Genomic DNA, 13,543 nt, shown 5'->3' with positions numbered 1-13,543 from the left:
GTTTTTGATAGCGATAACTAAATTATTTTAAGTCGTTAATTGCGCAGTGATCCATATCTCCATAGTCGAGGTTCTCTCCCGCCATTCCCCAGATAAAGGTATAATTGCTGGTTCCTGCTCCTGAGTGTATCGACCAGTTTGGTGAAATCACAGCTTCTTCGTTTTGCATCCAGATATGCCTGCTTTCCTGTGGTTGTCCCATAAAATGACATACACTTTGTTTTTCAGGCACTTCAAAATAAAAGTAAGCTTCCATCCTTCTGTCGTGGGTATGCGCAGGCATGGTATTCCATATGCTGCCTGTTTTCAGTTCCGTCATTCCCATTTGCAGCTGACAGGTTTCGATCACACTGTTCACGATCAGTTTATTGATGATACGGTGATTGGCAGTTTCCAGAGATCCGAGTTCCACAATATCGGCCTCTGCCTTAGTAACTTTCTTTGTAGGGAATTTATGGTGTGCCGGTGCAGAATTGATGTACAGCTTTGCAGGTTTTGCGGAATCGGCCGACTCAAACTGAACGTCTGCCGTTTCTTTTCCAATATAGAGTGCCTCTTTGTAAGCCAGTGCATATTCAATGCCATCAGCGGTAATAATTGCATCGCCACCTACATTGATGATCCCCAGCTCCCTGCGGTGCAGGAAATAAGGTGCTTTCAGGTCATCCGGATTTGGAAGGCTGAGCTTGCCATGTACAGGCATTGCACCACCAACAATATAACGGTCGAAATGTGATAAGGTGAGATTCACTTTCCCTGCTTCAAAGATGGAGCTGATCAGGAAATTACTGCGCAGTGCAGTGGTATCCATAGCCTTTGCTTCCACAGGACTTACTGCATAACGGCTTTCAAAACGATTTTCCATAATAATTTTTGTATTTTGCTATTTTAATTTGATAGGATTAATTATTGGTTTAAGGATTGATGTTGATTCCCTTTCTACAAGTTTAACAGGAGTAACCACGGCAGGAATATATTCATCAGTTTGTATTGTATCCATCATTTCAAGCAGTGTTTCTACCAGTTTACTGCCAAATAAAGAAGGAAACTGATCGATGGTAGTAATCGAGGGACTGATAACTGCCGTTACCGGATCATTGGAATACCCTACGATGCGCAGGTCTTCCGGTATCCTGATACCGTTTTCCTTTGCATACTGTACTACGGTAACTGCATTTCTGTCGCTGGTTACAAAAAGCCCGTCGGGCTTGTTTTTGGCCGCAAACATCTTTTTCAGAGCTGCAATTGTTTGTTCAGTGCTCAGCTCCTGATGATAAAACAGTGTTTTACGTACCGGAAGATTAAAATACTGCAAGCTGCCCATAAAGCCTGCGGCCCGCGCTTCATATATATTTGAAGTCATGGGCCCGTTGATCATGCCAATATTCCTGCAGCCAGCTTCGGCAAGATGTTGCCCTGCAATAAAACCGCCCTGGAAATCATCGCCTTTGATTACTCTTGCCTTATAGTTTCCGGGCGGAACACGGTCATAAAATAGGATTGGAACCTGATGATCCGCAAAGATGTCGAAATGACTGAAATCTATTGTTTGCAGTGTGCAGGATACGATCATTGCATCTACACGCGAAGAGAAAAAAGTTTCTGAAAGTTCCTTTTCCATCGCAGGATCATCATTTGATTGCCCGATTAGCAGGTTATATCCCTGTGCATGCAACAGGTTTTGAACAACAGTAACCACCTCTGCGTGGAAAAACATAGAGATTTTCGGAAGGATCAAACCAATGGTGTTGGTCTTGCTGTTCCTGAGACCGGCAGCCATCGTGTTTTTCCTGTATCCAAGCTTCAGGGCCATCTCCATCACCCTCTGCTTCGTTTCTTTCTTAACGTATGAGGTATTGTTCAGCGCTCTTGAAACTGTGGCGGGCGATAATTTGAGCGCGGCTGCCAAATCAAGAATTGTATGATGCTGTTGATTTTCCTTCATATGTTGATCAATAACGAACTCAACGAATTTATGAAAACGTTTTCATAAATCCATAATCAATGGCAGCAGAGTAGTTGTTTAACCTTCTTTTCAGTAGATTTGTATCATCAGCACTGCTGAAAGAGGCATTTGAGCCGTTAGCAGCACCTTAAAAAAGGTGATAATCATTTTAATAAATCAAACAATATGAATGTAGCATTAGTCGGAGCTTCCGGATTTGTAGGCGCAGCAATTTTAAGCGAAGCATTAAACAGAGACCACAAGGTAACAGCGATCGTTAGAAATCCTGAAAATATAACTTTAGAACATGAAAATCTCAGCATCATTAAGGCCGACGCTTTAGATACTGATCAGATTAAAGCTGCCTTTGCGGGAACTGATGCGGTCATCAGCGCATACAATGCCGGCTGGAGCAATCCTGATATCTATGAGGAATTTCTGAAAGGCTCCCGGTCGATCGAGGCTGCAGTTAAAGCCACAGGTATCAAAAGGTATATTGTAATCGGTGGCGCGGGAGCCTTGGAAATAGCACCCGGCATCCAGGCTGTGGATACACCGGAATTCCCGGCGGCAATTTATCCCGGTGCTTCTGCGGCCAGAGATTATCTTAATATCCTTAAAAAGAATACAGACTTAGACTGGACATTTTTTAGCCCAGCCTTTGAAATGCACCAGGGAACATCGGGCACACGGACAGGAAATTACCGTCTGGGAACAACTCAGCCTGTGTTCAATGACGACAGCAGGTCCATTTTATCAGTAGAAGATCTTGCAGTAGTCATCATTGATGAACTTGAAACACCTAAACATATCAGACAGCAGTTTACTGCGGCATATTAGCATAGTTTTACACAAAAAAGAGAGAATAACGTGATGTTGTTCTCTCTTTTTTGTGTAAAACTAAACTTATTAATCTACAATAGTGATCCCAAGACTATCCAGGAATGAAATCGCAGCGGGCAATTGAAAAATAGCCCCTCTGATTTTATTCCCGGCCGGATCAATCTGGTAATTTTGTGCAGCAGTGAAATTTGCCAGCCTCAGATCAGTATCTGAGAAAGTTGAGCCCATGAAATCGGTTCCGCTCAAATCCGCACTGCTCATATTACAACCCGTAAAATCCACTTCACGGGCAACACAGTTCAGCAGTTTTATTTTCTTTAGGTTTTTACCAAAGAAACTCGAATAGCTGATAATAGAACCTCTGGCCTGCAGTGAAAATGGATTTTGTGTATCGTACCACAAAATCCCAATGGCCTTACAGTTAATCAGGATGCAATCACTGATATAAGTTTCCTTTAGTTTGATCAGTGAAAGATCCGTTTCTTCAAAAGTGCATTTATTGAAAGTGCAGTCGTCAAACAGACAGCCTTTTATCGTTGATTTATAAAAAACGCAGTTGTCAAAATACCTGCCCACGAGATGTTTATCCTCGTAGTTGATGTTTTCAAAACGTTTATTGTAATGTGCTATTGGCTCCTCTGCTGTACTCAAAATGTATATCTGCCTTAAATTAAACCCCTATCAGGCCGTAAATCTAATACATTTTAAAATGCAGGGAAACATAATAGCCAATTAAATTGTCCCTCAGGGAAAGCAGCATCTTCAACATTTTTTGTTCTCCTTTCTACTTATACCTGATTTACATCTGCACTAAAGAACAGTTGATTTGCAACATCAATTTCTTCATTTGTAATGGTATGCTGTTTCACCGGATAAACCACTACATGCATCTTTCCGTTCATTTTTTCCATGATTGCAGCACTCTCTTTCACCCTTTTCAGCGGCACATGTGCATCGGGATCACCGGTAGTGATCAGTATTGTTGTCTGCTCAAAGTTGCCCCTGTAATTCTCCATAGCAATCTCTTCTCCTATTAATCCGCCTGTAAAGGCGATCACCCCGCCATACTTCATCGCATTTCGGGTCACATATTCCAGCGTGAGACAGGCTCCCTGTGAAAAGCCCAGGAAATAAATCTGCTCAGCAGGAATTCCCGCTTTAATGATATCCTGCACCAGTTCATTGATAATTTCCAATGCTGAATCAAGCGCCGGCTGATTTTCTTCAACCGGAGCAATGAAGCTTGTAGGGTACCAGCTGTGACGACTCGCCTGCGGGGCGAACACCGCCATATCCCTGGTATCAAGATAACTGCTTAAAGGGACCATACTTTCGGCCGAAGCCCCCCTGCCGTGAATCATGATCAGGGCACTTTTGGCATTTTCCACAGGCAGGCCTGCGGTAACTATATTTTTTGAATGTTGATACATGTTAAATTAAATTTGGTAAGATGCTTTCTATTTCTGATCTCTGGCTTTCATATTGTGAAGGCAGTTTAAGATTTGTGCCCAGCTCATTTAGTGGCTCATCAACGGTGAATCCGGGGTTATCAGTCGCCATTTCAAATAATACACCACCCGGTTCGCGGAAGTACAGGGAATAAAAATAGTTACGGTCAATTTTCTCAGTGATATTTAATCCCATTGCTACTACTTTATCCCTAAAATACATCAGCGTCTTTTCGTCTTTCACACGGAAAGCAACGTGGTGTACCGAGCCTCCTGCTACATGCCCGGCAGTTTCTCCCGGTGCCTCCACAAGATCTACAATCGCTGCCTGTTCAACAGCATCCGTAATAAAGCGGTAGCGGTTCACATTCTGTTCCATCAGTTTATATCCAAAGATGGAGGTGAGCACTTCGGCAGTTTTATCCATTTTATTGGTTGTAATTGTCACCTGATGAAAGCCTAGTATTGCGTTTTCCGCACCGATCTCAGGAGTTAAAAATGATGTTCTGGTATCTTTGTTTTTCGCTACTGTGAGTTCAAATTTAAGCCCGTCAGGATCAAGCAGGGTAAGATATTTTTCGCCGAATTTTTCTGACGCTTTATTATAGGTTACGTTATTTTTTTCAAGACGTTCCTGCCAGAATCCCAGGCTTCCTTCCGGTACACTGTACCCGATTTCTGTCACCTGTCTTGTACCCCTTCTGCCGGCACCGATATTGCCCCATGGAAAGAATGTCAGTATCGTTCCGGGCGAGCCTGCTTCATCGCCATAATATAAATGATAGGTTTGGGGATCATCAAAATTGACGGTTTTTTTGATCAAACGCAGTCCCAGAATCCTGGTGTAAAAATCGTAGTTAACTTTCGCATTGCCTGCAATGGCAGTGATGTGGTGCAGACCTAAAATTGTGTTTTCCATAATGATCTTTCTGTTTATGTTAAGCTGGAGTTGCTTTTTCCTTATTGTTGAAACAAATTTAGCCCTTCCCTTTTTTAAAAATCTTACCATATCGTAAGAAATTGCTTTATCAGGATGCTTGAGAAATTGAGAATATCAGCACAGATGATCGAGGGAGGCAAGGCAGAAGCTGATGACTATATTACAATCATAAACAGATGACATTAAGCAGAATAGACAACTGGCATTTTTTTAACCGTACAAGCCTTAAATAATATATTTAATTTGATTTGCATTTGAATATATGTTTTCTATCTTTGCAGCCCCGCAAGGGAGAACGGACCGGTAGTTCAGCTGGTTAGAATGCCGCCCTGTCACGGCGGAGGTCGCGGGTTCGAGTCCCGTCCGGTCCGCAAAAGAGCCTTAACTTGAAAAAGTTGAGGCTCTTCTGTTTTCCGATCTTTCTAAATATTGAGCAAGCGAGCAAGATGGCTCTCTACAATTATAGTAGCTTCTGTTTCTCACCTATATCCTCGTTAAAATATCGGCTCTTAATGCAGGCTATATGATGATATCCCTCTAAAATTCAGGGTCAAAATTGAAGTATATCGGGTTTGACAAAGCAACCATGTTCCCTGTGATAGCTGCCGAGCGAGGTACCTGCGGATAATTGGTAGGAGGTCCTTCAACAGTCAGACGGTAATACATACGCTCAATTAACTTTGGCGTATCAATAAACTCGATCACAGGCTTGCTCCCAGACATTTTAAAGCTGCCAAAATTACGGCCGTCTTTAATCACATTCACAGTATAGGTACTATCTGTTTTTATATTCCCTTTCAGCTCGACCCGGAATTTGATGGGTTTTCCGGTGGATTTCGCGTTATCACCCATCATCATATCCATTTTACCGTCTTCGTTGAGATCAGCGAAGAACTCAACACGTGGGGCAAAAGGATTTGCACTTACAGAAACGCGACCGTTCAGCAGAGCGTCAACCACTCCCTGCGATGTACGTTTAGCGGCAAATACCCAGGTTGTTGGGGTGCCAATATAGTTAAGTTCACTCGGCGAGTGTGTATCACTCCCTCCGCGGCCTGTTACCCTGCGTCCCGAGGCCAGCATATCTTCCCATATCAGGATAGAGTTAGCGTTTTTGGTCCACAAAGCTGAATTCCAGACTTCCATTGCGTCAACCAAGTCATAAGAAAATCCGAAGTGATCTTTAGGGCCAGCCGGATGATTAGCTGATACATGAATTCCCAGTTCTTTTTTTACCGCAATGATATTGGCATCCCGCTGATCACGAACATCATAAAATTTTTGGTGATCATATGGCTTCGCGGAAAAGGTATTGCCATGGCCACGGGTGGTGGTCCACTCCGCTCCGTATAATAATAATACTGAATCCGATTTGAAATCCGGATCAGCCCAGGTGTGATGTTCAACATCTCCTCACACGTGATTATCGTGATCTGTAATTCCTATGAAACCAAAATCAACTGATTTCGCAAAAGCAATTATAGTTTTGACCGGATGCCGTTCAGGGCCAGGATTGACGCCATCAGTGCTATGACTTGAATGTACATGCAGGTCACCCTTCAGCCAGACGCCGTCTGTAAGACTGGCTATCGGTGGTAGTTTACCAAGCTCTTTAGCGGTCCATGGGTTGACATGTTTAGTTTGCTGGGCCTGCGTAGAATGAATGGCACACATGGTGGCAAGCATAGTGAAAGCCACGCGGATCAGTCTGTTGGTTTTATTTGTATGGAATATATCTTTGATCATAAATGCCGAATAAGTAAGTAACAATCATCCCGACCGCATTCTGCGGTATAGGCAATCTCATATACTATTAATGCATAAAAGTTAGTCCATAATTGAATGGAGCTTGCCAGACAGGGTAATTATTCCGGCAAAATTGAACAATCAGATGTGCATTTATGGTTCAATTATTATTATGAATTTGTTAACCTGTGCAGTTTGTTACAAACACTCAGGATTGCTTTCGCATACTCTGTTTGACTTTTTCCCTGTGCTGTTCCCCCCAGGCGCTAAGTTCCCCAATCAGACTTTTTAATGTACGGCTGTAATCGGTCGCTTCATAAATAATACTAACCGGAGTAGTCGGATACACACATCGTTTAACAAAATCATTGAGCTCCAAATCCTTCAGTTCTTTAGCTAACACTTTCGGGGATATCCCCTTAAGTTCATGCTGAATCTCATTAAACCGCTTTGATGACTGCACAAGAGACAGAATTAAAGCGATCTTCCATTTCCCATTTAAAACTGATAGTGCATCAAGGACATTCCTCAGTGAGCCCGTACATTCATCCTTGTCTGGAAGTGCCTCATTTATAATCATCTTCATCCTCCAAAGGTAATCACTTACCTCCAGGTAACCGCTTTCCTTTAGGTAAGTACTAACTTTTCATCACCAGGTAACCATACTTTTGCTTCAGATCACAAACTCATAATAATTTTTTTCATGAAACGCATCCTTCACATAATCTCCAGCATCCAGGGCAAAGAATCATACAGTATCAAACTGGGTCAGGCCATCATCAGAAAAATTCAGGAAAAATACCCTGAGAACACTCTTGAAGAGCTGAATCTGGTCGAGATCGAAATTCCTCACCTCAATCCTACCGTACTACGCACATTTTTTATTCCAGCCGATCAACTGACTCCCGAAGAAAAGGAATCTATAAGCTTTTCTGACGAAGTGGTCAATCAGTTGTTATCAGCTGACATTATCGTCATTGGAGCTCCATTGTATAACTTCACCATCCATACAGCTTTGAAAGCCTGGATTGATTATATCACCAGGGCTGGAATAACCTTTGGCTATGGTGAAAATGGTCCTGTGGGAAAGGTAACCGGTAAAAAAGTATATGTAGCCATGTCTTCCGGAGGTATTTATTCTGAAGGACCGGGTCAGGTAAATGACTTTGTTGCGCCATATCTGAAGGCTTTCCTGGGCTTCCTGGGGATGACAGGCCAAACGGTGTTCCGTGCCGAAGGCCTAAAGGTTCCCGGTATCAAGGATCATGCTATGGACAAAGCAATTGCAAGCATAGTAATTGATTAAACAACGCGGAATAGCTCATTACATATTGCAGCGGGATAGAACTATCTTTATTTTGTAGCAAAAATAAAGAGTCCTGCAAATCATCAGATTTGAAGTGCCCCCAACAAAGTAGAATCTTATTGGGGGCATTTTCATGGAAAGAAAAACAAAGTTCAGTTCAGGCTTCTGTGTTCGCCTGGTATCACGCAGTACAGTACAAGTACCGATATTCACGTTTATATTAACTTAAGTGAAAAAAAGGCTCTCAATTACCGCCTAGGTTTGTATCAAATAATTTTATTTGATATGAAATCTCAATTCTATAAAAACACACGGGTGCCATTGCTTTACTCACTGATTTTTTTTGCAGTTTGCCTTCTTACAATCACAGGATGCAGTAAAGACGAGCAAGATCACGCACCAGCTCCCAAAACCTTTGTACTTGTACATGGCGCTTTTCAGGCTCCTTACGCCTGGCAGTTTGTAAAAACAAAACTGGAAGCTGCCGGACAAAAAGTAGTAATCATTGAGCTGCCGGGCCACGGTCAGGACCAGACTCCCCCTTCATCGATTACTATCAAAACATATCGCGATAAAGTTGTTTCAGCGATCACGGCAATCAGTGGGCCTGTGGTGCTGGTAGGCCACAGTTTGGGAGGCGCCATTATCACTGCAGTAGCCGATACGATTCCAGGCCATATAGAGAAACTGGTTTACCTTGCTGGCTTTGTTCCGGCAAATAACCAATCCATCTTTGACCTCACTGCTATGGATCCAAATTCACAGTTCGGCCCGGCTTTGATTATATCCGCTGATGGCAGTACAGCAAGTATCCCCAATGATAAAATCATGCAGGTTTTCGCCCAGGATGGTACTGAGGCAGTTAAACAACTACTCATCGCAAACAACCGCCCGGAGCCTATTGCCGCCCAGGCAGACAAGATTTTCTTAAAAAACCCATCTTTTGCTTCAGTACCAAAATATTACATCTATACCAATCAGGACCATGCCATCACCATAGACCTGCAAAGAAAAATGGTGAGTGCTGCCGGCATTAAAAACGTGTTTGCTATAGACTCTGGTCATTGTCCAATGCTTACCAAACCAGATCAGGTAACAGATTTCCTTTTACAAATTATAAAATAACCTGATGAAAAATCCAATTCTGTTATTCATACTGATGCTTTCACTTGGCTTCTCAGCCCTCAGGGCCAATTTTATCAGAAAAACACCTCCCGAAGTCATAAACAAACCTGTGGGGCCTGTTGAAACAGCAACTTTCGCAACCGGCTGCTTCTGGTGCGGTGAAGCAAAATTTTCGCAGCTAAAAGGCGTCATAAAGGTAACTGCGGGATATACCGGCGGCCATGTTGCGCATCCGGGCTATGAAGAAGTTTGCACTGGGACAACCGGGCACGCCGAAGCATTTAACGTGGTTTTCGACAGCTCGGTGATCAGTTACGACGAACTGCTGCAGGCTTTTTTCCTGTCTCACGACCCAACACAACTAAACAGGCAGGGCAACGACGTTGGCACCCAGTACCGTTCAGCCATTTTTTATCATAATGAAGAGCAGCACAAAAAGGCACAATACTATATCAGTCAGCTAACCGGAAAGAAAATCTATCCCAGGCCTATTGTAACCGAAGTAACTGCATTCAGGGTTTTTTATGATGCTGAAAAAATGCATCAGGACTATTATAAAAACAATCCTGAGCAAGGGTACTGCCGTTATGTGATCCAGCCTCAACTTGAAGAATTCAAACGCATTTTTAAAAACAAACTTAAACAATGAAAAAAATCCTGATTTACTGCAGCCTGCTGATGCTGATCTGCCTGAGCAGCTATGCCCAAAATGAAAAAACCGCCCTTGGCCATGAGCACAATCCCTGGTATTCCAATACAGACATTACAAAGCTGAACGTAAGCAATGCAGAATGGAAAAAAGTACTTTCTTCAGATCTGTACGCTGTTGCACGCGAAAATAACACGGAGCGGCCTTTCACCGGGAAATACTGGAATAGTAAAACTAGGGGAACCTACTACTGCGCCGTTTGCGGCAACCTCCTGTTCAGGTCGGATGCAAAGTTTGCCAGCAGCTGTGGCTGGCCAAGCTTTTTCGAGCCAAAACGACCTGCGGCTGTTCGCTATCAAACTGATAATTCTGCAGGGATGGAGCGGACCGAAGTGTTATGTGGCCGCTGTGATTCCCACCTCGGCCACGTTTTTGATGACGGCCCTGCTCCAACATACCAACGTTTTTGCATGAACTCTGTATCACTTGATTTTGAACCAGATAAAAAGAAATAACCAGTACAATTTTCCCACTTCAAAATACAACATGAAAATCAATATTCTAATTGTCGGTATGCTTCTTTTCAGTATCGGTACATATGCGCAAAACATGTTCAGCATGTCCAGCATTCATCCTGCAGATACGCTTAAGAAGGAGTCGCGCGAGCAGGCGATCCGATTTAATACACTCCGCCGGGCTTCGGTTACGGCCGACATATTCGGATCAGGACACTTTGATTCAAAACTAAACGATGAAGATCTGAACAGTGGCAAGAGCCGTAATTCAAGGATCAGTTCCTTCTTCTCTATTCCGATCAGCAGCTGGGATGGAAATGTTATCGGCGCAACCATCTACCACAATGAACAGTTCTTTGATGTACGCGAAGTCGACAATAAATTAGCTGGACCCCTGGTAAATACTGGCAGCACCTCTAAAAGCACCCTCGGCCTGGCTCTGAATTATTCAAGAACTGATGAACTTTTTCATACCCCGGTAATCTACTCCGCGGTATTTACCGGAATATCTGACAACCTAAAGTCAGTGAGACGATTCAATTTTAATGGCAGCATTGTCTTTCCTGTCAGGAAAACACCAGATGTATATTTTGCTGTTGGGGCGCTTGTACAGATCGATCCCTCTGCTCCTACGCCGGTACTCCCTACAATCAACTATTACCGGAAATTAAACAGTAACGGGCTGGACCTGATAGTTGATCTGCCGCAAAGCGCAACGCTGAAGCAATCCTTGTCACGCAAAGCCTGGGTTTACCTGGGATCAAATGCCAATACCTATGCTTCATTTTATAAATCCGGCGCCCCTGCGCTGCCCCATGAATACAGCTACAACACAATCGAAATTAAAAGCGGGCCAGGTTTTGAATATCTGCTCGGCAAATACATTTTACTGGGAATCAGCGGTGGTGTGAATAGCACTGTCTCAGCCAGAACAATTGCTAAAGACAGCAATTATGACGATGCTTTCATCAAAACGAAAGGTAAATCCACTACCTACGGCGAATTTAGAATTTCGCTGTTGCCGTTTTGAGGAGCTGATTGAAGTATGATGATTGGCCAGGGACTTTACTGTTCCTGGCCTTTTTTATTGATGATCAGTCCTGAACCAGGCGCTCCAGTTCTTCACGGTTGTCCTCGCCCCACTGGGCAGCAACTGCAATTGCCGGTATGATTGTTTTGCCCAGCGGAGTTAATTCATACTCTACTTTGAGTGGAAGCTCATCATAAATGACTTTCGAAATGATGCCGTGATCGGTTAACTGCCTGAGCTGTGCATCCAGTACTCTACGTGTCGCCTGCGGGATTTTTCGTTCCAACTCTCCAGGCCGCTTAATGCCTGAATATATACACCAGATCAGGTTGATCTTCCATTTTCCATTAATTACGGTCATGAATAAGTGTAACCCACAATCCACTGATACCGGAATCTTCTTTTTGTACATCACAATTCTGTTTGATCCTCAAATATAGGTCATATGAAAATACTATCTGGTATAGATAAATTTAGCTGTACTTGACCAGGAGGGCGGATTATTCCAATTTTACATCCTTAAATCAAAGACAATGAAAAATAAACTATTTGGACAAAATACGGGCCTGTATGCAAGCGAAATGATACTAGGCGCAGCGATGTTAGGCACACGGAACGGTTATGGGGCAAGCGCAAAAGAAGCAGAACTCATATTAAAAGCTTATGCCGATGAAGGAGGAAACTTTATTGATACCTCGGATCGGTACCAGCTCGGTGAATCTGAAGAGTTGGTAGGAAAATTCATTGATCATCAGCGCAGCAATTTTATCATTTGTACCAAATATACCCAAAGCAATCAGGCTGAACCCGCAATCACAAACCGTGGCAATCACCGCAAAGCGATGAGACAGGCGGTTGAATCCAGCTTAAAACGACTTAAAACGGATTACATTGATATTTACATGCCCCATTTCGATGACGGCATCACCCCTGTTGATGAAATTATAAGAGGACTTGAAGATTTGGTAACAGCAGGTAAAGTACTGTATACAGGCCTCACTAACTTTCCTGCCTGGAAGGCTGCAGCCATAGGCTCTCAAACACGATTGACGGCCCTGGAGATTGAATACAACTTATTACAGCGCACAGCCGAAAGGGAACTTATTCCTATGGCTGCACAATTTGGTTTGGGCACAATGATGTATTCTCCCCTTGCAGGTGGCTTGCTGACGGGAAAATACCGACAGGGCGAAGCCGGCCGCATCAACCGTTCATCTGATTCGGATTATCAGGAAAATGACCTGACAAAGAAAACAATTGATCAGTTGATCCTGATTGGTTCGGAACTTCATGCCAGTCCCGGGCAGATAGCAATGGCCTGGGTCATGACCAAAAACACTTTTCCTATCATTGGAGCGCGTACAGTTGCCCATATCCATGATGCTTTGCAGGCAGCATCCCTTCAATTGAGACCGGAACATATCTCTCAGCTTGATCAGCTCAGTGCCGTTTCTCTCGGGTACCCGCATGATTTACTCGCCACCGTACAACGTTCATCTTAAAATGAACGTTGCAGTAAAATCAATAAAAAACATTTGAAAAATGACTCTACGTTTATATATTTGCATTTAATCAATCTAAATAAAGAAGAGAAGCCCATCACTAAATGGTTTCTGAATCGCAATTTGTTTTGATTGATAACGGCTCATTATAATCCATTTTCATGTACACAACAATTGTTTTACTGGTATTTATTGCCTTTCTGTTCTTATACAATTTATCAAAAAAGAACGATTGGTCTGATAAACCTGTGTGGGCAAGCTATTTTGAAAAAAAGCGGGTCCTGTCAACTGTGCTCAGCGCGATACTTACGCTGGCCGCATTCATTTTGCTGGTATTGGACAATGGTATGGTCTCAGGGACTTTCAGCTTTATGATTATCCTGATGGCAATGGGATGCCTGATTGTTTTATTATTTCCGTTTCGCTATGTGTCTGTAAAGCAAATGGCCGCGTTATTCCTGCTTTTCATTGTTTTTGAACAGTTGATTTTCTAA

Annotated in this window: 16 protein-coding genes, 1 tRNA gene and 1 pseudogene; 9 read left to right on the top strand and 9 right to left on the bottom strand. The window is 43.1% G+C overall.

The window, feature by feature from the left end; genetic code table 11:
* Nucleotides 1-22: 22 nt before the first annotated feature.
* Both kduI and FN831_RS10005 read right to left on the bottom strand, forming a co-directional pair.
* Nucleotides 23-865, bottom strand: a complete 843-nt coding sequence (gene kduI / locus FN831_RS10010; protein ID WP_142528080.1) for a 5-dehydro-4-deoxy-D-glucuronate isomerase — start codon at nt 863-865, stop codon at nt 23-25.
* Between the two features lie 18 nt (nt 866-883).
* Nucleotides 884-1,945, bottom strand: a complete 1,062-nt coding sequence (locus FN831_RS10005; protein ID WP_142528079.1) for a LacI family DNA-binding transcriptional regulator — start codon at nt 1,943-1,945, stop codon at nt 884-886.
* A gap of 186 nt (nt 1,946-2,131) precedes the next feature.
* Between FN831_RS10005 and FN831_RS10000 the strand changes: the two genes are divergently transcribed.
* Complete coding sequence (locus tag FN831_RS10000) at nt 2,132-2,785, top strand: NAD(P)-dependent oxidoreductase (protein WP_142528078.1); 654 nt, start codon at nt 2,132-2,134, stop codon at nt 2,783-2,785.
* Between the two features lie 69 nt (nt 2,786-2,854).
* On the opposite strand, the gene FN831_RS09995 is transcribed toward FN831_RS10000, so the two are convergent.
* The 3 genes from FN831_RS09995 to FN831_RS09985 all read right to left on the bottom strand — a co-directional run bounded on the left by FN831_RS09995 (nt 2,855) and on the right by FN831_RS09985 (nt 5,155).
* Nucleotides 2,855-3,439 carry a pentapeptide repeat-containing protein gene (locus FN831_RS09995; protein WP_142528077.1) on the bottom strand — a complete coding sequence of 195 codons (585 nt, stop codon included), beginning with the start codon at nt 3,437-3,439 and terminating at the stop codon, nt 2,855-2,857.
* 137 nt (nt 3,440-3,576) lie between these two features.
* Nucleotides 3,577-4,218, bottom strand: a complete 642-nt coding sequence (locus FN831_RS09990; RefSeq protein ID WP_142528076.1) for an alpha/beta hydrolase — start codon at nt 4,216-4,218, stop codon at nt 3,577-3,579.
* A 1-nt stretch (nt 4,219) separates the two neighbouring features.
* Nucleotides 4,220-5,155: a ring-cleaving dioxygenase gene (locus FN831_RS09985; RefSeq protein WP_142528075.1), complete on the bottom strand. Its 936-nt coding sequence runs from the start codon at nt 5,153-5,155 to the stop codon at nt 4,220-4,222.
* 318 nt (nt 5,156-5,473) lie between these two features.
* On the opposite strand from FN831_RS09985, the gene FN831_RS09980 reads away from it, so the two are divergent.
* Nucleotides 5,474-5,547 (top strand) — tRNA-Asp (locus FN831_RS09980).
* A gap of 166 nt (nt 5,548-5,713) precedes the next feature.
* Here FN831_RS09980 and FN831_RS09975 read toward each other — a convergent pair.
* The 3 genes and pseudogenes from FN831_RS09975 to FN831_RS09970 form a co-directional block, all read right to left on the bottom strand.
* A pseudogene (locus FN831_RS09975) lies at nt 5,714-6,508 on the bottom strand (CehA/McbA family metallohydrolase); the annotation flags it as partial.
* An 81-nt stretch (nt 6,509-6,589) separates the two neighbouring features.
* Entirely contained in the window at nt 6,590-6,922 is a 333-nt protein-coding gene (locus FN831_RS27930) for a PHP domain-containing protein (protein ID WP_221931324.1), read from the bottom strand.
* A 208-nt stretch (nt 6,923-7,130) separates the two neighbouring features.
* Nucleotides 7,131-7,508, bottom strand: coding sequence for a winged helix-turn-helix transcriptional regulator (locus FN831_RS09970; protein WP_246101444.1), 378 nt, complete (start codon nt 7,506-7,508; stop codon nt 7,131-7,133).
* A gap of 117 nt (nt 7,509-7,625) precedes the next feature.
* On the opposite strand from FN831_RS09970, the gene FN831_RS09965 reads away from it, so the two are divergent.
* From FN831_RS09965 to FN831_RS09945, 5 genes are all read left to right on the top strand, one after another.
* Nucleotides 7,626-8,228 (top strand): FMN-dependent NADH-azoreductase, encoded by a 603-nt coding sequence (locus FN831_RS09965; protein ID WP_142528074.1) that lies wholly within the window; start codon nt 7,626-7,628, stop codon nt 8,226-8,228.
* 285 nt (nt 8,229-8,513) lie between these two features.
* On the top strand, nt 8,514-9,353 hold the full coding sequence (locus tag FN831_RS09960) for an alpha/beta fold hydrolase (RefSeq protein ID WP_142528073.1): 840 nt from the start codon (nt 8,514-8,516) through the stop codon (nt 9,351-9,353).
* Nucleotides 9,354-9,357: 4 nt separating this feature from the next.
* A complete protein-coding gene (gene msrA, locus FN831_RS09955; protein WP_142528072.1) occupies nt 9,358-10,002 on the top strand; it encodes a peptide-methionine (S)-S-oxide reductase MsrA in 645 nt (214 codons plus the stop codon).
* Nucleotides 9,999-10,517 carry a peptide-methionine (R)-S-oxide reductase MsrB gene (gene msrB / locus FN831_RS09950; RefSeq protein WP_142528071.1) on the top strand — a complete coding sequence of 173 codons (519 nt, stop codon included), beginning with the start codon at nt 9,999-10,001 and terminating at the stop codon, nt 10,515-10,517. The genes msrA and msrB overlap by 4 nt, the downstream gene beginning before the upstream one ends.
* 31 nt (nt 10,518-10,548) lie before the next feature.
* Entirely contained in the window at nt 10,549-11,547 is a 999-nt protein-coding gene (locus tag FN831_RS09945; protein ID WP_142528070.1) for a hypothetical protein, read from the top strand.
* Between the two features lie 64 nt (nt 11,548-11,611).
* Here the strand turns inward: FN831_RS09945 and FN831_RS09940 are convergent, their stop codons facing one another.
* Nucleotides 11,612-11,959, bottom strand: a complete 348-nt coding sequence (locus FN831_RS09940) for a winged helix-turn-helix transcriptional regulator (RefSeq protein WP_142528069.1) — start codon at nt 11,957-11,959, stop codon at nt 11,612-11,614.
* A 121-nt stretch (nt 11,960-12,080) separates the two neighbouring features.
* Here FN831_RS09940 and FN831_RS09935 point away from each other — a divergent pair, with 121 nt between their 5' ends.
* Nucleotides 12,081-13,049, top strand: a complete 969-nt coding sequence (locus tag FN831_RS09935; protein WP_142528068.1) for an aldo/keto reductase — start codon at nt 12,081-12,083, stop codon at nt 13,047-13,049.
* Between the two features lie 161 nt (nt 13,050-13,210).
* Nucleotides 13,211-13,543 (top strand): hypothetical protein, encoded by a 333-nt coding sequence (locus tag FN831_RS09930; RefSeq protein WP_142528067.1) that lies wholly within the window; start codon nt 13,211-13,213, stop codon nt 13,541-13,543.

It is taken from the genome of Pedobacter westerhofensis (assembly GCF_900182595.1).
GTDB classification, from domain to species: domain Bacteria; phylum Bacteroidota; class Bacteroidia; order Sphingobacteriales; family Sphingobacteriaceae; genus Pedobacter; species Pedobacter westerhofensis.
Note: the sequence above shows the minus strand (reverse complement) of the source record. Positions and strands in the feature narration are given on the sequence as shown.

Coding starts and splice junctions, on each gene's coding strand:
- kduI (WP_142528080.1), bottom strand. CDS start 865: ATGGAAAATCGTTTTGAAAGCCGTTATGCAGTAAGTCCTGTGGAAGCA.
- FN831_RS10005 (WP_142528079.1), bottom strand. CDS start 1,945: ATGAAGGAAAATCAACAGCATCATACAATTCTTGATTTGGCAGCCGCG.
- FN831_RS10000 (WP_142528078.1), top strand. CDS start 2,132: ATGAATGTAGCATTAGTCGGAGCTTCCGGATTTGTAGGCGCAGCAATT.
- FN831_RS09990 (WP_142528076.1), bottom strand. CDS start 4,218: ATGTATCAACATTCAAAAAATATAGTTACCGCAGGCCTGCCTGTGGAA.
- FN831_RS09985 (WP_142528075.1), bottom strand. CDS start 5,155: ATGGAAAACACAATTTTAGGTCTGCACCACATCACTGCCATTGCAGGC.
- FN831_RS27930 (WP_221931324.1), bottom strand. CDS start 6,922: ATGATCAAAGATATATTCCATACAAATAAAACCAACAGACTGATCCGC.
- FN831_RS09970 (WP_246101444.1), bottom strand. CDS start 7,508: ATGAAGATGATTATAAATGAGGCACTTCCAGACAAGGATGAATGTACG.
- FN831_RS09965 (WP_142528074.1), top strand. CDS start 7,626: ATGAAACGCATCCTTCACATAATCTCCAGCATCCAGGGCAAAGAATCA.
- FN831_RS09960 (WP_142528073.1), top strand. CDS start 8,514: ATGAAATCTCAATTCTATAAAAACACACGGGTGCCATTGCTTTACTCA.
- msrA (WP_142528072.1), top strand. CDS start 9,358: ATGAAAAATCCAATTCTGTTATTCATACTGATGCTTTCACTTGGCTTC.
- msrB (WP_142528071.1), top strand. CDS start 9,999: ATGAAAAAAATCCTGATTTACTGCAGCCTGCTGATGCTGATCTGCCTG.
- FN831_RS09945 (WP_142528070.1), top strand. CDS start 10,549: ATGAAAATCAATATTCTAATTGTCGGTATGCTTCTTTTCAGTATCGGT.
- FN831_RS09940 (WP_142528069.1), bottom strand. CDS start 11,959: ATGTACAAAAAGAAGATTCCGGTATCAGTGGATTGTGGGTTACACTTA.
- FN831_RS09935 (WP_142528068.1), top strand. CDS start 12,081: ATGAAAAATAAACTATTTGGACAAAATACGGGCCTGTATGCAAGCGAA.
- FN831_RS09930 (WP_142528067.1), top strand. CDS start 13,211: ATGTACACAACAATTGTTTTACTGGTATTTATTGCCTTTCTGTTCTTA.